The organism is Paraburkholderia lacunae, assembly GCF_003353175.1.
GTDB classification, from domain to species: domain Bacteria; phylum Pseudomonadota; class Gammaproteobacteria; order Burkholderiales; family Burkholderiaceae; genus Paraburkholderia; species Paraburkholderia lacunae.
The window spans coordinates 15630-38365 of the sequence record NZ_QHKS01000026.1; the positions used below are offsets into that span (position 1 = coordinate 15630).

The window sequence follows — 22736 nt, forward strand, 5'->3', positions numbered from 1 at the left end:
CGCGCTTACCTTGCATCCGCATCCGCATCCGCATCCGCATCCGCATCCGCACCTGGACCCGCGCCAACGCCCACGGTCACGCTCACACTCACACTCACGCCCACGCCCACGCCCACGCCCACGCCGGCGCTCAGACGAGCAATTGCAGATGCTCGCGTTCCCACGCGGTAATGCCTTGCGAGAAGGTTTCGAACTCCTTTTCCTTCACCGCGCAATAGGCCTGCACGAAGTTATCGCCCAGCACGTCCGCGAGTTCGGTGCATTGGGACAGCGCTTTGAGCGCGTCTTCGAGACCGCGCGGCAATTCGTATTCGAGGTCGTAAGCGCTTTCGACCATCGGCGCGGACGCCTCCTGCTGTTCGACCATGCCGAGATAGCCGCAGGCGAGGGTGGCCGCCATCGCGAGGTACGGATTCACGTCGACGCCCGGAACGCGGTTTTCCAGCCGCCGCCCGTCCGGCCCCGAGTTCGGCACGCGAATGCCGCAGGTGCGGTTGTCGTAGCCCCAGCGCACGTTGATCGGCGCGGCCGTGAAACGCGACAGGCGGCGGTAGGAATTCACATAAGGGGCGAACATCGGCATTGCTTGCGGCATGTACTTCTGCAAACCGCCGATGTAGTTGAAAAACAGCGGGCTGGCCGTTCCGTCGGGCAGCGAGAAGATGTTCGCGCCAGTTTTGCTGTCGACGATGCTCTGGTGAATGTGCATCGCGCTGCCCGGTTCGTGCTCCATGGGTTTCGCCATGAAGGTCGCGAAAATGCCGTGACGGAAGGCGGTTTCACGCACCGCGCGTTTGAACAGGAACACACGGTCGGCGAGATCGAGCGCGTCGCCGTGAGAAAAGTTGATCTCCATCTGCCCGGCGCCGACTTCGTGCACGAGCGTTTCGACGCCGAGCTGCGTCATCTCGCAGAAGCGCGACAGGTCCTGAAAGAACGGATCGAACTCGTTGACGGCGTCGATCGAAAACGACTGGCGGCCGGCTTCGTGACGGCCCGCCCGGCCGAGCGGCGGGCGCAACGGCTCATGCGGATTCTTGTTCTGCGCGATCAGGTAGAACTCCATCTCCGGCGCGACCACCGGACGCCAGCCCTTTTCCTCGTACAGCGCGAGCACGCGGCGCAACACTGCACGCGGCGAAATCCCGATCGGCTTGCCGTCGAGACCGACGCAATCGTGGATCACCACGGCCACCTGTTCGATGGCCCACGGCACGAGCCGCACGGTGTTCGGGTCGGGGATGCACACCATGTCGGGGTCGCTCGGCCCGACGAAACGCTCGAAATCCGCAAACTCGCCGTTGACGGTAATCATCAACAGCGCGTTCGACATATGCATCCGGCCTTCCGACAGAAACAGATTCTTCGGCACGATCTTGCCGCGCGCGACGCCAGTCATGTCCGGTATCACGCATTCCACTTCGTGGATCCGATGATGTTCCAGGAATTCGCGCAGGTCGTCGCGTAGGTCGCTTTGCAAGTTTGACTCCAGTCGGTTGATGAGGACGGCGCGACGCGTTGCTGCGCGGCAAGCCGCCTGGCGGAGAAAGCTGGGCGTTTTGCATGATGGGATTTGATCAAATCATCGCACGGAATCTTCCTTTTGGGAAATTTGATCAAATCGCAGAGCATTTTTTATGACCGCGCGGACGTGCTGTTCGCGTCCCTGCATGCCGATCCGCACCTCGAATATCCGTTCTTTCCGGGCTATTCCGACGAGACCGGCGCGGGTGCCGGGCTCGGCTACAACGCCAATTTTCCGTTGGCGCCGGGCTCGGCATGGCCGGCGTATTTGGCCGACGCCGCCTTTACCGGCGCAGCGGCCGGAAGAAGTTGCGGATTTCAGCGGCGAGCAACGCGGGCGCTTCCATCGCCGCGAAGTGTCCGCCGCGCGGCATGTCGGTCCATTGCACGACGTCGAAGGTCCGTTCGAGCCACGAGCGAGGCGGTCGACTGATCTCCTTCGGGAAGCGTGCAAAGCCGACCGGCGGGCTCACGCGTTGGCCGGCCGTGAAGCGCAGCGGTTGCAGCCGGTTCTCCCAGTACATCCGGATCGCGGAGCCCATGCTCTGCGTGTGCCAGTAAAGCGAGATGTTGGTGAGAAGATCGTCGCGCGAAAATACCCGCTCGATCTGACCGTCGCAATCGCTCCACGCGCGAAACTTCTCCGCAATCCATGCGGCCAATCCCGCCGGCGAATCGTTGAGCGAGTGGGCGAGTGTCTCCGGTTTAGTGGTGTGCATATGCGCATAGCCGCCTTCGAGCGCCGCCCATTGATCCTTCGCGCGCAGAAATTCCTGTTCGGCTTCGGTGAGCGGCGCGTCTCCTGCCGCGCGTGACGGTTCGTATGTACCCGGCAAGAAATTGAGGTGGATGCCGTCGACAACCTGCGGATGCCGAAGCGCGAGCGCGATCGATACGCCGGCGCCGAGGTCGCCGCCCTGTGCGCCGAAGCGTTCATAGCCGAGGCCTCGCATCAGCGCGGCCCACAGGTCCGCCACCTGAAACGCGGAGGTGCCGGGTTTTGCGGGCGCCTGCGAGAAGGCGAAACCCGGCAGCGACGGCACGACGACATCGAATGCGTCTTCCGCTTGCGCGCCGGAGGCGGCGGGGTCGCACAACAGGTCGAGCAGGCCGTAAAACTCGAAGAACGATCCCGGCCAGCCATGCGTGATCACAAGGGGATAAGGTTTCGGGCCGACGCCCCGGCGATGCACGAAATGCACGCGCTGAGCGTCGACCTGCGCGATGAATTGCGGCTGCTGGTTCAGGCGGCGTTCGGCTGTGCGCCAGTCGAAACCGTCGGCCCAGTACTGCACGAATTCGCGCAGCCAGCCGGTATCGACGCCTTGCTGCCACGGTTCATACGGTCCCGCGGGCGTCCAGCGCGTCTCGCGCAGGCGCTGGCGAAGGCCGGCGATGTCTTCGTCTGGGATGGCAATGCTAAATGGCTCGGCGCGCATGCTTTCTCTCCGGATGTGCGACGCGGCGGCTGCCGGGTTCACGCGACAGGATCGAGAATAGCTTCTGAGCAACATTTCCGCTGAAGGGCGGCTCACTACAGCCGACCCGCGATCATTCAGCGGATGCGCAGCAGTGCCTCGAGGCGGCACCGAAGACGCGACACCGAAGACGCGACACCGAAGACGCGACACCGAAGACGCGACACCTCAGCCGAGATCGCCACCGCCGACAGCCAACACCGTACCGGTGATATACGAAGCCTCGTCCGATGCGAGAAACAGAATCGCGCCGACCTGTTCGTCGATCGTTCCATAGCGACGCATCAAAGTCGACGAGATCGTCTGCTCGACGATGCCCTGATACCAGCGCGCCTCCTGCTCGCTCTGCGGCACGGTGTTGCGCGGCACTTTGCGCGGCGGCGCCTCGGTTCCCCCGGTGGCGACGGCGTTCACGCGGATGCCAGTGTTCCGCATGCTCGAAGGCGAGGCTCGCGGTCAACGCATTCACGCCGCCTTTCGACGCCGCATACGGCACACGATAAATGCTGCGTGTCGCAATCGACGAGACGTTGACGATCGCACCGCGCCGCCGTTCGATCATCGCCGGCAGCACCGCACGGCAGCACCACAGGGTGGGAAAAAGCGAGCGGCGCACTTCGGCTTCGATCTGCGCTTCCTCGTATTCCTGATATTGCTTCGCCCAGATCGTCCCGCCGACATTGTTGATCAGCACGTCGATTCTGCCGAAGGCATCGAGCGCGGCCTGCGTCATCGCGCAGGCTCCGGCGTAGGTTTCCAGATCGGCGAGCACCGCGGCGGCGACCCGCAGCCGAGGCCGGCAATCTCCGCCGCCACTTCATGCACGAGTTCCGAGCGGTCGGTCAGCACGACGATGCCGCCTTCAGCCGCCGCGCGCAGCGCGACACCGCGACCGATTCCTTGCGCCGCGCCAGTCACCACGACGATTTTTTCGTTGAAGCGTTTGCGAGTGTCCATGGCCATCACGCGACGTTGCTCGCGGAAAATTTTTCGTAGTAGAAATGCGCAGGCGTGATGCCGCTGTCGCGCAGCCAGTTCTGCACGGCATCGACCATCGCGACCGGTCCGCACAGGTACACGTCGACATCGCCGTCGTTCAGCCAGGCGGGATCGACATGTTCAGTCACGTAGCCTTTGCGGGCATGAGTGCTGGCGGCGTCCGCCACGCACGTGCGGTATTCGAACTGCGCGAGCGCGCGTTGCGCTTCGTCGAGTTGAGCGGTGGCGACGAGGTCGATGTCGTGGGTCACGCCATACACCATTCGCACCGGCTGCGTGCTGCCGTTCGCGCTCAGCGTCTGAAGCATCGACAGGAACGGCGCAATCCCGGTGCCGCCCGCGAGAAACAGAACCGGCCGAACCGGTTCGCGCAAATAGAAGCTGCCATAGGGGCCGGAGAACGTGATGCGCTGCCCCGGTTGCGCTTCCTCGCTCAGATAGCGGCTCATGCGTCCTTCCGGCACGTTGCGCACGACGAAGGCGGCGCGCGCGGCGCCCGGCGCCGAGCTGAACGAATAGGAACGGGAGGCGTCGCTGCCGGGGATTTCCACGTTCACGTACTGGCCGGGAAGAAAGCCGAGCTGACCCGGCTGATCGACGTCGATGGAGAAATGAAGGGTCGATTCGGTCAGCTTGTCGATGGTGGCGAGCTTCCCCTCGTGCCGCGACACGCCTGTCTTGCGCGCGGCCGACGATGCCGGCACGCGGATCACGCAATCCGAGCGCGGACGCGTCTGGCAGGCGAGCACGTAGCCCTGGGCCGCTTCGTCCGCGGTAAGCGCGTCGTCGATATAGCTCGAAGCGGGCAGATCGTAGTCACCCGATTCGCAGAAGTTGCGGCAGGTTCCGCAGGCGCCGTCGCGGCAGTCCAGCGGGATATTGACCTGTTGCCGGTAGGCGGCGTCGGACAGCGTTTCGTTGTCGCGGCAGGTGATGAAGCGGGTCACGCCGTCTTCGAATTGAAGTGCAATGCTATGTTCCATTTTCTGCTCCTGAAACTGCTTCGAGGCTGCTCCGCGTCTGTTTCGAGTCTGCCCTGAAGCTGCTGCGCCTGAACCACTCCGCTCAGATGTGGTAGATGTCGATAACCTGATTGATGTAGTCGTTCTTCAGCACGACATACTTGTTCTGGATTTGCGGCTGCTCGCCCGAAAAATCGATCACATAGCGCGACATGCCGAAGTAGCTGTAGTTCGTCTTGTAGCGATGGCTCAGCGTGTGCCAGTTGAAGCGCACCGTATGAACGCCGTTCTGTTCGCTTTCCAGTTCCACGTTGCTGATGTTGTGGATCGTGCGCGTGTCGGGCATCGTCGCGCTCGAACGCTCGGTCTTGATGCGGAACACGCGGTCTTCGAGCCCCTGGCGGTTGGGGTAGTAGATCAGCGAAATCTCGGTTTGCGGGTCGGTGACGAGCTTGTCTTCGTCATCCCATGACGGCATCCAGAACACCGCGTCGGTGTGGTAACAGTCGAGCCATTCATCCCATTGCTCGTCGTCGAGCAGTCGCGCTTCGCGATAGAGGAATGCCTGGAGATCGGCGATCGTGAGCGTCTTCATGCGTGGTCTCCTTGCGTGGGCCGTGCTTCTTCCTGGGTCGTCTGTTTCAGCGCCTGTTTCATCGTCTCCACCCAATAGCGGTGCTGGACGGTGTAGAGTCCTTCGTCTTCGGTCTTGACGCCGCTCATCACCGGTTTCAGGCCGATCCTGTGCGCCGCTTCATCGGGACCGTCGATCCAATGCTGCGAGCCGCGGCACATGTCGTTCCATTCGAGCGAGCGGCCTGCATAGCCTTGCTGGCAGGCGCGAAACTCTTCGAGATCGTCGGGCGTCGCCATGCCGCTCACGTTGAAAAAGTCCTCGTATTGACGGATGCGGCGCGCCCGCGCTTCGGCGGATTCGCCCTTGGGTGCGATGCAGTAAATCGTCACCTCGGTCCTGTCGACGGCGAGCGGGCGCAGCAGGCGAATCTGCGAGCCGAACTGGTCCATCAGATACACGTTCGGATAGAGGCACAAATTGCGCGAGTTCTGGATCATCCAGTCGGCCGTCTCGCTGCCGCAGCGCGCGGCAAAGGCGTCGCGCTGACTGAAGTTCGGACGGTCTTGCGGATTCGCCCAGCGCGACCACAGCAGCATGTGGCCGTGTTCGAACGCGTAGAAGCCGCCGCCTTGCCGTCCCCAGTTGCCCGCGTCCATCGCCCGGACCTTGTCTTCGCGAGCGTTCTCCTGCTTGCGATGGTTGGTCGTCGCGGCGTAGTTCCAGTGCACCGCCGACACGTGATAGCCGTCGGCGCCGTTTTCGGTCTGCAGTTTCCAGTTGCCCTCGTATACGTGGACGCGCCGCGCAGCACTTCGAGCCCGTCTTCCGACTGGTCGACGATCATGTCGATGATCCGTGCGGCCTCGCCGAGAAATTCGCTGAGAGGCAGAACATCGTCATTCAGGCTGCCGAACAGGAAGCCGCGATAGCTTTCGAAGCGCGCGATCTTCCCGAGGTCGTGCGAGCCTTCCTTGTTGAAGCAGTCGGGATAGCCGGCGTCGTCAGGATCCTTGACCTTCAGCAGCTTGCCGCTGTTGTTGAAGGTCCAGCCGTGGAACGGGCAGGTATAAGTGGCCTTGTTGCCGCGTTTGTGACGGCAGAGCATCGCGCCGCGGTGCGTGCACGCATTGATGAACGCGTTGAGTTCGCCTTGCCGGTTGCGCGCGATCACGACCGGCTGACGGCCCATGTGCGTGGTGTAGTAGTCGTTGTTGTTCGGGATCTGGCTTTCGTGCGCGAGATAGATCCAGTTGCCCTCGAAGATATGCTGCATCTCGAGCTCGAACAGCGCCTGATCGGTGAACGCGCTGCGGTGCAGGCGGTAGTCGCCGCGCGCTTTGTCTTCCACCAGGAAATCGTCGATGCGGGTCAGGCGCGGTGTGCGGTCGGGATAAATCGGAATCATGTTTGTCTCCTGTGTCGACCAGAGTTAGCGCTTCAGCGCTTACTCTGGTCCCATGCAAAGCGGTCGACCAGGGTTAGTGCTTCAGCGCTTACTCTGGTCCCATGCAAAGCTGAATCGTGGCCGCGCGCAGACCGCGCGGCGCGTGCGTGCCGTGCGAGGTGCGGCTGTGTACAGCGGTGTGCGGTGTGCGCGGCGGTGCGTCTTATGCAGCCGCGCGAATGCGCTCGACTTCCACCGCGGGGGCGGCCGCGCTGTCGGCGTTGAGCCGGAAGTCGAAGTCGATTGACACGAACGGTTTGCCGACGCCCTGCTGTCTGATCTGCTCAGGTGACGAGACGCGCTCGACCGGCGGGACCAGGCCCTCACGGCTCGCGAACGCGAAGTCGTCCCACAGGTACTCGTCGCCGTCGATGTTGATCTGCGTCGTGAGCTTGCGATGGCCGGGCGCCGAGACGAAAAAGTGGATATGCGCGGGCCGGCGGCCATGGCGGCCGAGTTTGTCGAGCAGGCGTTGCGTGGTGCCTTGCGGCGGGCAGCCGTAGCCCACCGGCACGATGCTGCGGAATCGATAGCGGCCGTCGCGGTCGGCGATGATCGTGCGCCGCAGATTGAACGCCGGCTGGGTCTTGTCGAAGAACGAGTAGTTGCCGAGCAGATTCGCGTGCCAGACCTCGACCTGGGCGCCGGGCAGCGGCTTGCCCGCCGCATCGAAGACCGTGCCCTGCATGAAGAGCACGTCGCCGGCATCCGCTTCGGTGCCGTCGTCGAGCCGCGCGAAGCCTTCGCTTGCCGGCGCGCCGGCCACGTACAGCGGACCCTCGATGGTGCGCGGCGTGGCGCCGGTCAGGCCGGCTTCGGCGTCGGCCTCGTCCATGCGGATATCGAGGAAGCGTTCGAGCCCGAGGCCGGCGGCCAGCAGGCCGAGTTCCTGCGTGGCGCCCGCTTCGGCGAAATATTCGATGCCTTTCCAGACCTCGCTCGGGCTCAGATCGAGGTCCTCGATCGCCTTGAACAGGTCGCTTGTCAGGCGCACCACCACCTGCTGCACGCGTGCATCGACGTCACCCGTCGCGCTGTCTGCGATGAACCCTTTCACGAGGGTCTCGATGTCGGAATGCTTCATTGTCTGCTCCAGTTCTCTGATCTCTGGGGGGCGCAAGGCGGTGTGCCGCGCGCGTCGCCGTGCGGCCGTGCAACGCTGCCGCTGCAATCTGATTGTTTTGGTTGTAATGCCTGAAAGGTATAATTTTTGAAGGCTTCAGGCGTAGATGCAGGATAGTGGCTGCCGATTTGGCACGTCCAACACCGATTTAGTATCAGATCTATATCTAGAAGGTATGGTTATGGAATTGCGCCATTTGCGTTATTTCGTTGCGGTCGCGGAGGAGCGCAATTTCACGCGTGCCGCCGAGCGGCTGCATATCGCGCAGCCGCCGCTCAGCCGGCAGATTCAGCAACTCGAGGATTCGCTCGGCGTGCAGCTGTTCGAACGCACTGCGCGCCCGCTCAAACTGACCGATACGGGGCGCTTCTTCTATTCGCACGCGGTGCAGCTGCTCGCCCAGTCGGCCGATCTGGAGTCGATGACGAGGCGCATTTACGAAACGCGTGAACTGCAGATCGCGCTCGGCCTCGTCGCAGCGGGCGAGGGCATTTCGATCGTACCCAGCAGCGTCTACGGATTGAAACGCGACGATGTCAGCTATATCGGTCTGGACGACGCGAACCTGGTGTCGCCGATCATCATGAGCATACGCATGCTCGACGAGTCCGAAGACATCTCCGCGATGCTCAAGCTGATCTACGCGCTCTATGTCGAAGAGCAGATGGAGTATTTGCCGCCGCACGATCGATGATGGTCGAGCCCGCCGGATCGGGGCGTGTCGCGTTGCGTTGAAGCGCGCGGCGTTCAGGAAGCCAACGCAGTGCGCGAATGTCCTGAAACCAAAATGAATATTGCTGCACCGAGTGCAAAGATATGCTTTACGGACAAAGTGCAACGATATGCTTTACGAAGCCGGCCAGGCGTCGGTTTTCTTGTTTGCGTACTCCGTCGTCTCAGGGCCACTTTCGCATTGGCGAAAGGCCGTGATCGACGCGAAGCGGACGGCCACCGCCTCATCGCGCGAACGGCAGCTTGCGGATTACGACGGACAGGAGAATCGTCGGTGATCACAAATATTGATGCGGCGTACTCTTTGGTCCTTTGATCGCGGAAGCATTACCTCAGTCAGCAGCAGCTTTCCAGCGAGCGCATGCGCCGTTCGAGCTCGGCAAGGTCTCGCGCGCCCGCAAGGTACTCATCATTGCGGCGTTGTTCGGCGCGGTCAAACCAGCGGCCAATCTGTGTGAGAAGGAAGGCAAACATAATAATCTCCAAGAAATTGCTTACCAGTGACGCAGTTGGCCGGACGCGGCGCAACGCATGTGTCTCGCGGCTGTTCGCTGGCACTGTTCGACGATTCAATCGTAGACGGCAAATATGCTTACGTATACTTATCGTTTCTTATGCAATACATTACTCATTTTGTTGAATCAACCTGCTTTTTCACGAGGCACCTACTTTGGAAGTCGGTCGACTGCGGGCGCTCCTGGAGCTGGCGCGGTGTGGCACGATGGCCGCCGCCGCTGAGGCTCTGTTCCTGACGCCCTCGGCGGTGTCACAGCAGATCGCACAACTGGAAGAGGAGGCCGGCGTCAAGCTTACGGAGCGCATCGGCCGCGGGGTCAGGCTTACTCCCGCCGGCCACGCGTTGGTGGGGTACGCCGAGCGGCTGATGGTTGTGCTGGACGAGGCTCGCTCGGAAATGGCAGAGCTTCGGCGTGAAATAGCCGGCGAGCTGCGCGTCGCCGCGTTTCCGTCGATCGCTTCGGTTGTACTCCCTGACACGGTCAAGGCGCTGCAGCACGCGTATCCGCGCCTGGGGATCGCAATTGAAGAATTGGAGGCGATTGACGGGGTCGCGGCATTGCGGTCCTGGAGAACGGACATCGCCTTGATTGACGATCTCTCAATCGTCGCGGGCGATAATCGGGAAAACGTCGCGATTGTGCCGCTGGCCGAGGACGTGTGGTACGTGACAGTCTCGACTGACCACCCGCTGAGCAAAAAACCGTCGCTTAGCCTAGCCGATCTCACGGACGAAACCTGGGCGATCGAATCGAGGGGGGGGCCCTTCGGCAGCTTCGTCGTCGATTTATGCCGCCGCGCCGGGTACGAGCCTCGGACCAACGCCATATGCCGTGGATCTGAGATGATCGAAGCGATGGTGGCCTCCGGCTGCTCGGTGTCAATCGTCCCCGGACTCAGGAGGCTACGCTCGCCGCGCGGCGTGGCATGGGTAAAGCTGAGGCCAGAGGTTCGCCGCAAAATCTACGTCGCTTATCGACGCGGCGAGCGCAACCATCCAATGGTCAAAGTGTTCGTCGAGGAAATCGTCCGGACGGCATCGAGACTCCTCGGTTAGCTGAATCGCGATGATCGCGCCGCCAAGCGTCTGTTAGTCGAATGGAGCCGACCTTCGAGTGGCTGTCTTAACGCTGGGCTGAATGACCGACATTGGCCTATCGTGTTGAAAAACTCGTTGATGATCGGTCTAGCGAGGTTTTCAGGGTCGTCTTACCCTTAGCCGATACTCGCGAGCGGTTTGTAGACCGATCTGAGAGGTCGATTTTTTTACGGGCAGTTCGAAAGCGGCGCGCGGCGAGTTTTTCAACACAATAGACCCCAAGCCGACCTTTACGTATCCCGAAAGCGGACGCTCAGCACGGTGACGGTTTGAGCGCGGCAGGATAAGCAACCTGACCTGAAGTTCAAGGATCGACGCCGGCGTTTCCAGAAAATATGCGGGCGATCAGTTTGGATACAGAGGCGTCGACAACGCGAAAATCTGCCCGCGCCTTCCGCTTCTGCAAAGCTGGTCTGCCGCATCATTGTCGATCGTCCATTCCGTGTGCTGGGCTGGCCAATTCGACTGCGTGGTGCAGTTCGTGCATGTCGGTCACGCCGTCCGCGCCGCGGCTCGCTTGCGACGCGCCTCCGCAGTTTCGGCGCATGCCTGGCTCACCAGCGCCTGCGCTGCCCACGCAGCGGCGGTGAGCGCCTCGTCGACGCTCGCGCCACCGATGTCGCGGACCGCCAGCGCGGCCTCGCTGCCCATCACCATCGACAGCGCGTGCGCGAGGCGTCTGCGCGCCGACGGCGCCAGCTCGCCTTTCAGCGACTCGACGATCGGCTCGATGTATTTCATTCGCCGGCCGGGCCGCGGCGGCCGCACGCTCGGGTCGTTTTCGAGCCATACGGCCATGAACGAGCGCTCCATCATGTGCAGGCCGACTTCGTCATCGAGCAACAGCTTCATCATTTCGCGCGCGGCGCGCGAGATGCCTTCCGCCGGGTTGTCGCCAGAGCGCCAGAAGCGCTCCAGCGGCAGCATCCCACGTTCGGTGGCTGTCTCGCTAACCAGCGCTTCGACCGACGAGAAATAGCGATAGGCGGTGGCGCGTGACACCAGCGCGCGCTCGGCCACCTCGGCGAACGTAGGGTTGCGCCCTTCGTCGCGAAGCGCCAGCGCGGCGTCGATCAGTGCCTGGCGCGTGCGGCGCTTCTGGTTCGCGCGGCCGTCGGTCTCGACGTCATCCGCGCGGCGGCTTGACTTTCTGTTGGGCATGAAAAATAATGAGACATGTGTCTTATGAAGTGACTGAATTCTCATTATAGACGCTTGTCCACCCAAGGGGAATCTATGGACGCCGCATCGCAGCAGACCTTCGATCGCATGATCGACCGCCACTTCCGTTTCGAGGCCGAAGACGACGTCGATGGCGTTTTGAGCACAATGGTCGACGATGTCGAGCACGACGTTGTCGGCTATCCCCCCGGCCCGCTGCGCGGTAAGACTGCCGCTCGTGGCTTCTACGACACCTTGTTCGCCGACCTGTCGGGCGAGAAGGTGACCACGCTGCGGCGTTACTACGGGCCGGACTTCGTGGTCGACGAGAGCCTGTGGGAAGGGACCGCACCCGGTGCGCCGTTCGGCATTCCCGGCCACGGACGCAACCTGAGTTTCCGCCTGCTGCACGTGTTCGAGATGGCGCCCGACGGGCAGATCAGGCGCGAGAACGTGTGGCTCGATTTCGCGTCGATCCTGCAGCAGCTCAACGCGCCGCAGACCACCTGAGACCGGCATGGACCATCGAGGAGCAATGACATGAACGACAACCCGCGCGCTCGCGCCTGGCTCCGGCTGGCAGCCGTTTACTTCGCCGTCGGGGTGACTCTCGGCGTGGTGATGGGCGCCTCGGGCGACCATTCGCTGTTCCCGGTGCACGCCCACATCAACCTGCTCGGCTGGGTCTCGATGGCGCTGTTCGGACTGATCGGCACGGCCTACCCGTCGGTCAGCGTAGGACGCGTCGCCTGCGCGCAATTCTGGATGCACAACGTCGGCGTGCCGGTGATGCTCGGTGCGCTGACGCTCAGGCTCAAGGGCACCGAGGCCGCCGAGCCGATGATCGGCGTCGCGTCCATCATCGTGGGGTTGAGCGCGCTGCTGTTCGCCTGGCTTGTATTCACGCGCATCGGCGGGCAGAGCCGGTCGGCGCAGCCTGCCGGCCAACGACGCGGCGCCGCTTAGGTCAGTCGCCTGCTGGTGTAGGAAGAGCAGGGGAGGACTGGCCGAACCCGGAAGTTCGAAGCCGGCGACGATTGCGTCGCCGGAGACTCAGCCCCCTACTTCGCTTGTCGACCCCACTGCGGCCGATCGACGCTGTGCAGTCTATGCGACCGCTTCCGGGATGTAACGGACATCCGCTCGCTGGGGCTCGCCGGCAAGTCATCCGCTAAAAGAGGCGCGATGCAGAGCCAGCGTGTCGCACAGAGCGGACGCGATGCGGGCGGCGGATTCACGCGCCGACAGGCAACTTCATCGGCCTCATCAGTAACGATTGCGCGGCCCAAAGCGACGTTGCCGCGACGACAGAAGGCGAAAGGGTACCGTGAACCCGACCATGCGTGCAGGTATGTGCCGCAAGAGTACCAGGGTGTCTTGCTGGTGGATCCGCAGCGGCGCAGTCGCAAGCAAGCGGGGCTCCGCGAACGGCAGGTCATCGGTCGAACCAGCGGTACTGGATGGTGAGCGAGATAGCCTTGTAGTCGCCGCCCACCCGCGCGACGAGTCCCTTCGACGCGGCCAGCTTCGCGGACCAGCCGCGCGCAAAGGGCACCGAAAGCGTCAGTCCGAAACGCGTATTGGCCTGCCGGTCCTGATTTTCCCGGCCGTCGACCGAGGTGCGTCCGCCGGCGAAATAGCCGACATCGCCGGCCAGCCATAGCCCGGCCCGGAAGTTGTAGCCCGCATGCAACTGCACGGTGCAAAGCGGCGCCTGACCTCGCGTGTGGGCGAGGAAGAAGTCCGAATTGTCCGTAAAGAACCAGATTCCGGCGGACACTTCATAAAACCAGTTGCCGACCGGCTGTGAGATGCCAATCTCCGGTTTGACCGACCACCGGTTGGCACCTACGTTGACGAGGTGCGAGTCCACGTATTGTCCGGTAGGCGCGGTCACGGTCAGGCTCACGCCGACGGAGGTGGCAGGCGCGCGGCGCGCGAACTCTTCGGGTGATAAAGCGGGACCGCCGATCAGGTTGAATGCGAAGCGCAGTCGCAGATCGCCGAGACCCGCGCGATGGATTTCCTGCGGGGCGTCCACTACATTCCCGCTGAGGTTGCCGCGGGCGAATGGCATGGCTAGACCGAATGACGCCGCGTGACCCGCGATGCCGAAGGTTTGCACATAGCCGAGCGTAAAAAAGTTGAGGTTTGCGTGAACGTTGGTGATGGGCAGCGACGGGTCGGTCAGCACGTCGCCAGTCAGGAACGCATAGGTCGCGGCGAGAAAATGGGTGCCGACCGGCGACGCCGAGTACGTCCGCGGCTCCAGTTCCTGGGCGAAGGCGCTGGGCGCTGCAGGCAGGAGGAAGAGCAGGCACGCGGGCAGAAGTGTCCGGGCCGAGGGCGGACACCTCATCGTCGGTCAACCAGGGCACGGTGCTGACGCATGGCGTAGAGCCGCGAGGCGAGAAGGCGCGATGTTCCGGGCGACTCTCATATTGACACCCGATACCGGCTCATATGTTCCGCATCCTCCGCCTCATTCTGCCTTTCGTTTCGAATGCCATGGCATCGGCATACGCTTGCGGGGCCCTGCATTGCCGCATCGATGACGGCGTGGTCGCACTCTTTGACACCACGCCGAAATGAGTACCACCGGACCGGCTACCGGGCTAGCGGCAACCCTGGCTGTTCGCCGTTTTGTAACACGTCTGCCCGTTCGGGGCCTTATAGACGCCTTTGCCGTTTTTCATCTTCACTTCACCGCCGTGACCCGTCTGCACTGTGGTCACGCCCACGGAGTTCGTTTGCGCCTTCACTGCGTTGCCCGTGTTCGGGTTATAGCGCACTGCGTTTTCGCCGTTGCCGCATGTGGTCGTTCCGCGTGCGTTCGTCGTGCACTGAGCTGCAAAGCCGCTCGAAGAAAGCAGCGCGCATAGCAGCATTGCCAGGGCTTTCGCTTTCATGATCGCTCCTCCCGCCGTACGGCGGTCTGTTCCCTGAGTAACAGCATAGGCCGTCATTTCTCGACGCGTGGGGAGCACTGTGAGACGTTCTGCGCACGGGCGCCTCGTGGTCGTCGCTTGCTCCTCGACGTAGTCGGTCGTGTGCCGCAGAGGCAGATCCAGCGGACTGCGCCGTTTATACGCGTGTTTTCGGGTTCAGGATCAGATTCGGTTGCAGTCCCTCCCAGTTCGAATCCGAAAGCAGAATAGCCCACAAGAAGCCCCGAAGTTGACCGACGACAGGTGGCGCGTGATGGGCACCGGATGGTCTTTGAGCGTTGGCTCTCGCACTGCGCCGCTGATACGCTTCCGTCGATTCAGCGCCCTGCAGGAGAAAAATCAGGGCCAAGGCCAAGCGGGATCATTCAACGTAGCGGGCCTCCCCACCGTCGCCCGTCAGGGCGGCGGTGGGGAGGCCCGCTAATGGGTGTCGACGATTTGTTTGCTTGACCGGCTTTGGGTGTTGAGGCGCGCCCGCTATCGCGTCATGAGACCGGTGCAAGAATATGATTGCGACTGATGGCTGCGCGGCGCAGTCGATGAACGTGGACGGCAACGCTTATCGACTGCACTCACGCGCGGAGTCAGGCCTGAACGAGGTTGGGAATCTGCACGTCGGGATTCACGTCCGCCTCATAGTCCACCCCTGCGATCTCGAAGCCGAACAGGCGCAGAAATTCCGTCTTGTAGCCGCTGAAGTCGGTGAGTTCGTAGATGTTGTCGCTGGTGACCTGATTCCAGAGTTGCTGGACGCGGGCTTGCACATCCGGGTCGAGTTCCTTGTAGTCCGCACGCAGACGGCCTTCGTCATCCACGAGCGGCGCCGCGCCGTAGAGGCTGTCTTTGTAGAGCCCGTAGACCTGCTCGATGCAGCCTTCGTGCGTGCCTTTCTCCTTCATGACCTTGAAGAGCAGCGACAGATACAGCGGCATCATCGGAATCGCGGAGCTCGCCTGGGTGACGACCGCCTTGAGCACCGAGACGCGTGCGTCGCCGCCTCGCGCCGCCAGTTTCTCGCGGATGCCGAGCACCTTGCGGTCCAGATCCTTCTTGGCCGCGCCGATGGAGCCGTTCCAGTAGATATCGTGCGTGATCTTTTCGCCGAGATAGGTGAAGGCGGTGGTCTTCGCGCCTTCGGCCAGCACGCCGGCGTCGAGCAGGGCGTCGATCCACATCTGCCAGTCTTCGCCGCCCATCACCGCGACGGTGTGGTCGATTTCGTCTTGCGTCGCGGGCTCCAGAACGGTTTCCTTGACGACTTCCTTGTCGGTGTCGATGCCGCGCAGGTTGACGGCCTTGCCGACCGGCTTCAGCGTCGAGCTGAACACCTCGCCGGTTTTGGGGTGCGTGCGCTTCGGCGCGGCCAGACTGTAGACCACCAGATCGACCTGACCGAGATCGCGTTTGATGACCTCGATGGTGCGCTGCTTGATCTCGTCCGAGAACGCGTCGCCATTGATGCCCGTCGCGTACAGACCCTTGGCCGCGGCGAATTTCTCGAAAGCCGCGGTGTTGTACCAGCCCGCGGTGCCCGGCTTGGTCTCACTGCCGGCGCGCTCGAAAAACACGCCGAGCGTGGCAGCGTCCGAACCGAACGCGGCGCTGATGCGCGCGGCCAGGCCGTAGCCCGTCGATGCACCGATCACCAGTACTTTCTTCGGACCATGGGCGATGGGACCGCGTGCGGTGACGTAGTCGATCTGTTCCCTGACGTTGGCCTCGCAGCCGACAGGATGCGTAGTCACGCAGATGAAGCCACGCACGCGCGGTTTGATGATCATGAAGCCCCCTGTTGTTTGAGATTCCGCGATTATATTGGGAGCCGACGATCGCCGGAAATGGGCTTAAACGTACGATATGTACGATATCGATGTACCCGCAACTACTTCCCTGGCGGCAGCGGAACGCTCCTGCTTCTCGTTCCTATCGCGCCGGACGCGGCGGCCCGCAGGATGCGGCGGAAGGTAGGGCATTCCATATGGCTCGGCGCAGGGCAGGCAGCGGCGTGCCGCAGGCCGTCGCGCATCGCGCTCAGTTTGCGGATCGTCCTGTCCAGTTCCTCCGCCTTGGCCGCGAGCATCTGCCGGTCGATGCGCGGCTGATCCTCCGGCCCGAACATCAGGGCAATCTCATCCAGCGAGAAACCGGCGGCACGCCCCAGCGCGATCAGCGCCAACCGGTCCAGCACGCCCGCATCGAACAGGCGGCGCAGTCCTCGCCTGCCGGTAGAGGCAATCAGCCCCTTTTCCTCGTAAAAGCGCAGCGTCGATGCGGGAATGCCCGATCGCTGCGCCACCTCGGCGATGTCCAGCTTGATCACCTCTTGACCTCAAGTCGACTTGAACTTGCATAGTTTAGCTTCCGCTCCCCGGGGGCAAGCAAAGGACAACGACCATGGATCTCACACGCGGGACCGAAAACGAGCAGGCGGCGCTCTGGAACGGCAGCGCCGGACGCGCCTGGGTGGCGGCGCAGGAGATGCTCGACCAGATGTACAAGCCGTTCGAAGACCTGCTCGCCGACATGATTTGCGCCGGCTCCGGGCGCCGCGTGCTCGACGTCGGTTGCGGCACGGGCGCCACGACGCTGGCTCTCGCGCGGCGGCTCGGCGCGAAGGGCCATTGCATCGGCGCCGATGTGTCGGCTCCGATGATCGCCGCCGCCCAGGCGCGCGCCGAGCGGGAGGGTTCGACGGCAAGCTTCGTTCGTGCCGACTTGCAGATCCATGCTTTCGAGCCGGCGAGCTTCGAAGCAATCATGTCGCGCTTCGGCGTGATGTTCTTCGACGATCCGGTCCTGGCCTTCGCAAACCTGCGGCGCGCCGCCAGCGACGGCGCCGAACTGCACTGCATCGTCTGGCGGAGTGCCGCGGACAATCCCTTCATGACCACCGCCGAGCGCGCCGCCGCGCCGCTGCTGCCGAATCTGCCCGCGCGCCGGCCGGGCGAGCCGGGGCAGTTCTCCTTCGCAGACCGGCAGCGCGTGTCGTCCATCCTGGAAGCAAGCGGCTGGGCCGGGATCGACATCCGGCCGCTCGATGTGGAGTGCACCATGCCCGAGAAGGAGCTGGTCGGCTACTTCGCCCGGCTCGGCCCTGTCGGCCGGATCCTTCAGGAGGCGGACCAGCGGACGCGCACGCAAGTCATCGAAACGGTCCGCGCGGCCTTTGCTCCCTATGTGCATGGAACCGAAGTTCGCTACACCGCTGCCTGCTGGATGATCTGCGCCCGGGCGCCGTCCGCGTCAGCCGTGTCGAAGGAGGCAGCCCATGAGTGACGCAACGGACTATCTGATGAGCGCTCTTTAGTGACCCGTTTAGTGACCCGTTTCCCGTCTTGGTACGATGCTGGCTTTCCGGTTGATGGAATGCCAGTGTGAAACGCCTCATCACGCAATTTTTCGAGTTCTGTGCAGGAAGGCTGGCCGAGCTCCGGCCAGTCGCCGCCGCCGCGCTGCGGCGCGTGCGCCGCCCCACGCGGCGCGGCGTGGCGCTGACCTGCGCCGCTCTGCCTGCGCTGCTGTTCCTTTACGTGCTGATCCTGATTCCGTTCACCCCGAGTATCGGCGACATCCGCAAGGCGAAGGTGGAGCAGCCCGCTCAGATACTCTCGGCGGACGGCAAATTGCTTGCCGAATTCAAGCCGTCCAACCGCGAGTGGGTGAAGCTCGCGGATATCTCGCCGCACGTGGTGGACGCCTTGATCGCCACGGAAGACCATCGCTTCTACCAGCATTTCGGCCTCGACTGGCGGCGTACGGCATCGGCCGCGCTGCATACGTTTTCCGGCGACCGCCAGGGTGGCTCGACCATCACGCAGCAATTGGCCCGTAACCTGTATCCCGACGAAATCGGCCGCGCTCCCACGCTGACCCGCAAGCTGAAGGAGGCGATCACCGCCTTCAAGATCGAGGCGCTCTACACCAAGAGCGAGATTCTCGAGACGTATCTGAACACGGTGCCGTTCCTCTACAACGCCTATGGCATCGAAATGGCGGCGCGTACCTATTTCGATAAATCGGCCGCCGAGCTGAACGTGCTGGAAAGCGCGACGCTGGCCGGCATGCTGAAGGGCAACAGCTACTACAACCCGGTGCTCAACCCGGAGCGCGCCGTGCAGCGGCGCAACATCGTTCTGGCCCAGATGGTCAAGTACGGCAAGCTGACACCCGCGGCCTACGAGACGCTGAAGCGCCGTCCGCTGCGCATCGATTTCGAGCGGCAAACCGAGCCGCCCGGACCCGCGCCGCACTTCGCGCAGCAACTGCGCAAATGGCTCGCCGCATGGGCGGATCGCAACGACTACAACATCTACTCCGATGGACTGGTGGTGCGCACCACCATCGATTCCCGCTTGCAGGCCATGGCGACCCAGGCCGTGGTGTGGCAGGGCAACCAGTTGCAGGGCATCGCGAACTCGGCATGGGGAGCACGTGCGGGTTGCGCGAACGGCCGTGACCTGTTGCAGGTCTTCCTGCGCGAGACGCCTGACTATCGCGCGGCGAAAGACTCGGGTCTGACGGACAGCGAAGCGTTGAAACGGCTGTCGTCCGATCGCAATCTGGTGCAGACGGTGTGTGAGAGCAAGACCCGGGTGCAGGCGGATTTCCTCGCGCTGGATCCGCGCAACGGACAGATCAAGGCATGGGTCGGCAGCCGCGACTTCAGCCAGGATCCGTTCGACCACGTCCAGCAGGCGCGCCGCCAGCCGGGCTCGACTTTCAAGCCGTTCGTCTATGCCGCGGCATTCGAAGGCGGCGCCAAACCGGCCGATACGTTCGTGGACAAACCCATCGAAATCCCGCTGGCCGGCGGCGAAATCTGGCGCCCGAGCGACGAAGACGAACCGAGCGGGCGCGCCATCAGCCTGCGCGACGGTCTCGCTTATTCGCGCAACCGCATTACGGCGCAGTTGATGGAGACAGTCGGTCCGGCCAAGGTTGCGCGGCTCGCTCGCGCGATGGGCGTGCGCGACAGCGAGCTCAATCCGGTGCCGTCGCTGGCGCTGGGCACGAGCCCCGTGACGCTGAAGGAAATGGTCTCGGCGTACGGCACGATTGCCAACCTCGGCGGCTATGTGGAGCCGGTGATGGTCACGCGCATCGAGGATCGCAACGGCGAAGTGCTGGCGGAGTTCGCGCCGGTGCCGCCGAGACAGGAATTGCCGGCCGACACCGCTCGAACGCTGGTGGACGTGATGCGCGACGTGGTCAGCCGGGGGACGGGTTCGAGCATTCGCAGCCGCTTCGGCGTGCGCGGCGATGTCGCCGGCAAGACGGGCACGACGCAGGGTTACGCGGACGGCTGGTTCATTCTCATCCATCCGCAACTCGTGGCCGGCGCCTGGGTCGGCTTCAACGACAGCCGCGTGACGTTGCGCAGCGACTATTGGGGGCAGGGGGCGCACAGTGCCTTGCCGATCGTCGGCGATTTTTTCCAGCGTGCGCAGCGCTCGAGGCTGGTCGACGTTCGCGCCAGGTTCGCGACGGAGCAGGAACCGGGCAGGTTCGCCGAACTGTCGGGCAAGATCCGCGCGTGGTTCGAGCATCTGTTTGCGTCGCCGGTGAGGCCCGAGGCGCCGAGCGCAAGCCGTGATGCGACGCGGCGTGCGCCGGCTGCCTCAGTCGCTTCCGTTGCTTCTGCTGCTTCCACTGCTTCCACTGCTTCCACTGCTTCCACTGCCGCGATTGAACTGCAACCGCTGCCGCAGCCGCCGCTCATTGCCCCGGCGCCGGCCTCTGCGCCGCAGCCGGCCAGCGAGCACGTCGACGGGCAGGCGCCCGCGGGCGGCGTGCCGGCCTCCGCGCCGACGCCCACGCCGGACGACATCACGCCGGCCGACGCAGGCAGTGCGGCTAACAGCGCGGCTAACAGCACGGCTAACGATCCCGTGAACGCGCCGGCAAGTACCGGCACGTCGCCTTGACGGTCGATCCCGTTGCATGCACGAGAGGCGCACACGCCAGCCGCAACCGTGTGCGCCCCGCGCCATGCCGGGACGTTGGTCCGAACGCTACTCGCCCGGGCTATACAGATCGAGCAGCTTGAGCGTCACGCCGTTGGTCCAACCGAAGCCGTCCTGCAACGGATACTCGCCACCGCCTCCGCCACCGGTTCCCGCGCCTTCGACAACGTACTTCTCGACCAGCTTCCTGTCGGACGCGTAGACGCCCTTGACGTCGGCCAGAAAGCGCGTGCCGATCTGCTGCGCGAGCGCGTCGTGTCCATAGCGCTTCAGACCCTCGACCGCGATCCAGTGCAACGGCGCCCAGCCGTTCGGCGCGTCCCACTGCTGCGTCGTGTTGTAGGTGGTCGTCACGAGGCCGCCGGGTTGCAGAAGCGTCGATTGCACCTGCCGGGCCGTTTTGCGTGCACGTTCCGGCCACGCCGCTCCCACGAATAGCGGATACAGCATCGCCGCCGTTTTGTTCTCGCGCGGCTTCGCGAGTTGCCAGTCGTAGTCCCCGTAATAGCCCTTGGCATTCCACAGATACCGGTTGATGCCCATCGCGCGTTTCGCCGCGCGTTCGGCGAACTCGCCCACGCAGCGGACATCGCGGGTCTCGCCACAGCCTCTGGCGATGGTCGTTTCGAGGTGAAACATCAGGCTGTTCAGATCGACCGGAATGATCGACGTGGTGCGCACCGTCGCCAGCGTCATGTTGTCGCCGAACCAGCGCGAGCTGAAATCCCAGCCGCTCTCCGCGGTCGCGCGCAGTTCTCGGTAGACCTCGTTTGGCGAGCGCCCCGTGGCCTGCTGCGCGGTCTTCACGTCCTCGAGATACGACTCGTCACGCGGCGTGTCGAGTTCGTCCCAATAGCGGTTGAGCACCGTATGGTCCGGCATCACCACGACGTTGCGCGTCGCGTCGCCCGGTTTGGTCGAGTCCGCGCCTTGCATCCAGTACGCGTACTCCTTGCGCAGGGCGGGCAGATATTTCTGGTAGACCTTGCCGCCTTCGACCTTCGCCGCGAGCGTCACCATGTACGAGAAAAACGGCGGCTGCGAGCGATCCAGGTAATACGTGCGATTGCCGTTCGGGATGTGGCCGAAGGTGTCGATCTCATACGCGAAGTTATCGAGCATGTTGTCGACGAGGTCTTCGCGGCCGGCCTCCTGGAGCCCCAGCATCGTGAACCAGGTGTCCCAGTAGTAGCCTTCGCGGAAGCGTCCTCCCGGCACGACATAGGGCTTCGGCAAGGGAATCAGCGAACTGTTCGGCGGCGCGCTCGTCGTGGTGCGCGTGAGCGCGGGCCACAGCCAGTTGATATGCTCGCGCAGCGTCTGATTCGCCGGCGGCGTGATGACCGGCTCGCTCGGTGGCGTGAAGTACTGGTTGACGAAGCTCGCCAGCGAAAAGCCTGGATTGTTCTTCTGCTGCTCATACAGTTGCACGATCGCGGCAGGGTCCGCATTCGGCGTGGCGTCGACGAAGGTCTTCTGATCGGGATAGATCTGCGCCGTTTGCACCGCGACGAACAGGTCGCCGTACAGCACGCTCGGCGCAGGCGGCAGCGTTGCGCCGACCTGAGTGTCCGCGAAGCAGACGCTGGCGGCGCTGGCTACGAACACAAAACTTGCAAGGGCCGCCCGATGAACGCTTCGATGCCGAAGCGTGCCGGCTGCGCGGCGGGGCGAGATCAGCGGGATGGCAATCTTGCGACGGACTTGCGACGGCTCAATCATGTCTCCTCCTGAGAAGTGGACAACAGGATTGGTCTCCGGCGCGGCCTCGCATTCTTCTGATGGATGCTGAGGCGGAGGAAGCATCGCATAAAAGCCGGCGCGTTTCAAACGATTGCACGCGACGCAATAGGCATGCCTGCCTTTGTCTGCCTCTGCGCACGTTTGCCGCACAGCACCATTTGCCGGTTAGCGCGGAACGCTTGCCGCACGGTTTGCCCGGGCAACATGGTCAGCGGAAAGTCAGCGGCAGGTCAGCGGCAGGTCAGCGGCAGCAAGCGCACCGGTATCGTCCGCTGGACGAAGCAGCCGCGTCTTCCGCCGGCGGTGTGTTGTGGGTATGCGTCAATACCACGGGCAACCCGCTCCGGATCCGGGGCGCAGGCTCGCCGCACCGAGGGCAAAGCGCGCTGTGGCGAGCCGCCACGCTTTGCATCTGGTCGAACGCGCCGCACTGCGTGCACTGGTAGTCGTAGATCGGCATCGCGCGT

The 22736-nt window shown here is 63.5% G+C and carries 19 protein-coding genes and 3 pseudogenes; 7 read left to right on the top strand and 15 right to left on the bottom strand.

The genetic code is table 11. The annotated features are described in order from the left end of the window. Window positions 1-130: 130 nt before the first annotated feature. Entirely contained in the window at window positions 131-1480 is a 1350-nt protein-coding gene (locus tag DLM46_RS30140) for a glutamine synthetase family protein (RefSeq protein WP_115106791.1), read from the bottom strand. Between the two features lie 132 nt (window positions 1481-1612). Between DLM46_RS30140 and DLM46_RS30145 the strand changes: the two are divergent. Next, a pseudogene (locus DLM46_RS30145) lies at window positions 1613-1783 on the top strand (histone deacetylase family protein); the annotation flags it as partial. 25 nt (window positions 1784-1808) lie between these two features. On the opposite strand, the gene DLM46_RS30150 reads toward DLM46_RS30145, so the two are convergent. The 6 genes and pseudogenes from DLM46_RS30150 to catA all read right to left on the bottom strand — a co-directional run bounded on the left by DLM46_RS30150 (window position 1809) and on the right by catA (window position 8068). Then, window positions 1809-2963 (bottom strand): epoxide hydrolase family protein, encoded by a 1155-nt coding sequence (locus DLM46_RS30150; protein ID WP_115106793.1) that lies wholly within the window; start codon window positions 2961-2963, stop codon window positions 1809-1811. Between the two features lie 207 nt (window positions 2964-3170). Beyond that, window positions 3171-3959, bottom strand: a pseudogene (locus DLM46_RS30155) (1,6-dihydroxycyclohexa-2,4-diene-1-carboxylate dehydrogenase). Between the two features lie 5 nt (window positions 3960-3964). Continuing rightward, window positions 3965-4984: a benzoate 1,2-dioxygenase electron transfer component BenC gene (benC, locus tag DLM46_RS30160; RefSeq protein WP_115106795.1), complete on the bottom strand. Its 1020-nt coding sequence runs from the start codon at window positions 4982-4984 to the stop codon at window positions 3965-3967. A gap of 82 nt (window positions 4985-5066) precedes the next feature. Continuing rightward, window positions 5067-5558 (bottom strand): benzoate 1,2-dioxygenase small subunit, encoded by a 492-nt coding sequence (gene benB / locus DLM46_RS30165; RefSeq protein WP_115106797.1) that lies wholly within the window; start codon window positions 5556-5558, stop codon window positions 5067-5069. Beyond that, window positions 5555-6945, bottom strand: a pseudogene (gene benA, locus DLM46_RS30170) (benzoate 1,2-dioxygenase large subunit). Before benA ends, benB begins: the two are co-directional and overlap by 4 nt. A 202-nt stretch (window positions 6946-7147) precedes the next feature. Further along, window positions 7148-8068: a catechol 1,2-dioxygenase gene (catA, locus tag DLM46_RS30175; protein WP_115106799.1), complete on the bottom strand. Its 921-nt coding sequence runs from the start codon at window positions 8066-8068 to the stop codon at window positions 7148-7150. Window positions 8069-8288: 220 nt separating this feature from the next. On the opposite strand from catA, the gene DLM46_RS30180 reads away from it, so the two are divergent. Further along, window positions 8289-8801: a LysR family transcriptional regulator gene (locus DLM46_RS30180; RefSeq protein ID WP_115106801.1), complete on the top strand. Its 513-nt coding sequence runs from the start codon at window positions 8289-8291 to the stop codon at window positions 8799-8801. A 374-nt stretch (window positions 8802-9175) separates the two neighbouring features. On the opposite strand, the gene DLM46_RS30185 is transcribed toward DLM46_RS30180, so the two are convergent. Then, entirely contained in the window at window positions 9176-9313 is a 138-nt protein-coding gene (locus tag DLM46_RS30185) for a DUF3563 family protein (protein ID WP_115106803.1), read from the bottom strand. Window positions 9314-9509: 196 nt separating this feature from the next. On the opposite strand from DLM46_RS30185, the gene DLM46_RS30190 reads away from it, so the two are divergent. Then, window positions 9510-10412 carry a LysR family transcriptional regulator gene (locus DLM46_RS30190; RefSeq protein WP_115106805.1) on the top strand — a complete coding sequence of 301 codons (903 nt, stop codon included), beginning with the start codon at window positions 9510-9512 and terminating at the stop codon, window positions 10410-10412. 534 nt (window positions 10413-10946) lie between these two features. Here the strand turns inward: DLM46_RS30190 and DLM46_RS30195 are convergent. Then, the gene (locus tag DLM46_RS30195) at window positions 10947-11615 is read right to left on the bottom strand and encodes a TetR/AcrR family transcriptional regulator (RefSeq protein ID WP_115106807.1); all 669 of its coding nucleotides are present in this window, start codon (window positions 11613-11615) and stop codon (window positions 10947-10949) included. A gap of 75 nt (window positions 11616-11690) precedes the next feature. Between DLM46_RS30195 and DLM46_RS30200 the strand changes: the two genes are divergently transcribed. Further along, window positions 11691-12125 (top strand): nuclear transport factor 2 family protein, encoded by a 435-nt coding sequence (locus tag DLM46_RS30200; RefSeq protein ID WP_115106808.1) that lies wholly within the window; start codon window positions 11691-11693, stop codon window positions 12123-12125. Between the two features lie 30 nt (window positions 12126-12155). Then, the gene (locus DLM46_RS40595) at window positions 12156-12581 is read left to right on the top strand and encodes a hypothetical protein (RefSeq protein WP_115106810.1); all 426 of its coding nucleotides are present in this window, start codon (window positions 12156-12158) and stop codon (window positions 12579-12581) included. Between the two features lie 469 nt (window positions 12582-13050). Here the strand turns inward: DLM46_RS40595 and DLM46_RS30210 are convergent, their stop codons facing one another. From DLM46_RS30210 to DLM46_RS30225, 4 genes are all read right to left on the bottom strand, one after another. Continuing rightward, window positions 13051-13974: a transporter gene (locus DLM46_RS30210; RefSeq protein ID WP_115106812.1), complete on the bottom strand. Its 924-nt coding sequence runs from the start codon at window positions 13972-13974 to the stop codon at window positions 13051-13053. Window positions 13975-14230: 256 nt separating this feature from the next. After that, the gene (locus DLM46_RS30215) at window positions 14231-14524 is read right to left on the bottom strand and encodes a hypothetical protein (RefSeq protein ID WP_115106814.1); all 294 of its coding nucleotides are present in this window, start codon (window positions 14522-14524) and stop codon (window positions 14231-14233) included. A 623-nt stretch (window positions 14525-15147) separates the two neighbouring features. Next, on the bottom strand, window positions 15148-16344 hold the full coding sequence (gene fabV, locus DLM46_RS30220) for an enoyl-ACP reductase FabV (RefSeq protein WP_115106816.1): 1197 nt from the start codon (window positions 16342-16344) through the stop codon (window positions 15148-15150). Between the two features lie 101 nt (window positions 16345-16445). Beyond that, window positions 16446-16883: a helix-turn-helix domain-containing protein gene (locus tag DLM46_RS30225; RefSeq protein ID WP_115106818.1), complete on the bottom strand. Its 438-nt coding sequence runs from the start codon at window positions 16881-16883 to the stop codon at window positions 16446-16448. Window positions 16884-16957: 74 nt separating this feature from the next. Here DLM46_RS30225 and DLM46_RS30230 point away from each other — a divergent pair, with 74 nt between their 5' ends. Together DLM46_RS30230 and DLM46_RS30235 are read left to right on the top strand one after the other, a co-directional pair. Next, on the top strand, window positions 16958-17839 hold the full coding sequence (locus tag DLM46_RS30230; protein WP_115106820.1) for a class I SAM-dependent methyltransferase: 882 nt from the start codon (window positions 16958-16960) through the stop codon (window positions 17837-17839). A 98-nt stretch (window positions 17840-17937) separates the two neighbouring features. Further along, window positions 17938-20487 carry a penicillin-binding protein 1A gene (locus DLM46_RS30235; RefSeq protein WP_115106822.1) on the top strand — a complete coding sequence of 850 codons (2550 nt, stop codon included), beginning with the start codon at window positions 17938-17940 and terminating at the stop codon, window positions 20485-20487. 87 nt (window positions 20488-20574) lie between these two features. Here the strand turns inward: DLM46_RS30235 and treA are convergent, their stop codons facing one another. Next, the gene (gene treA / locus DLM46_RS30240) at window positions 20575-22248 is read right to left on the bottom strand and encodes an alpha,alpha-trehalase TreA (protein ID WP_115106825.1); all 1674 of its coding nucleotides are present in this window, start codon (window positions 22246-22248) and stop codon (window positions 20575-20577) included. A gap of 262 nt (window positions 22249-22510) precedes the next feature. Then, window positions 22511-22729, bottom strand: a complete 219-nt coding sequence (locus DLM46_RS41340) for an FmdB family zinc ribbon protein (RefSeq protein WP_115106827.1) — start codon at window positions 22727-22729, stop codon at window positions 22511-22513. Window positions 22730-22736: the final 7 nt, after the last annotated feature.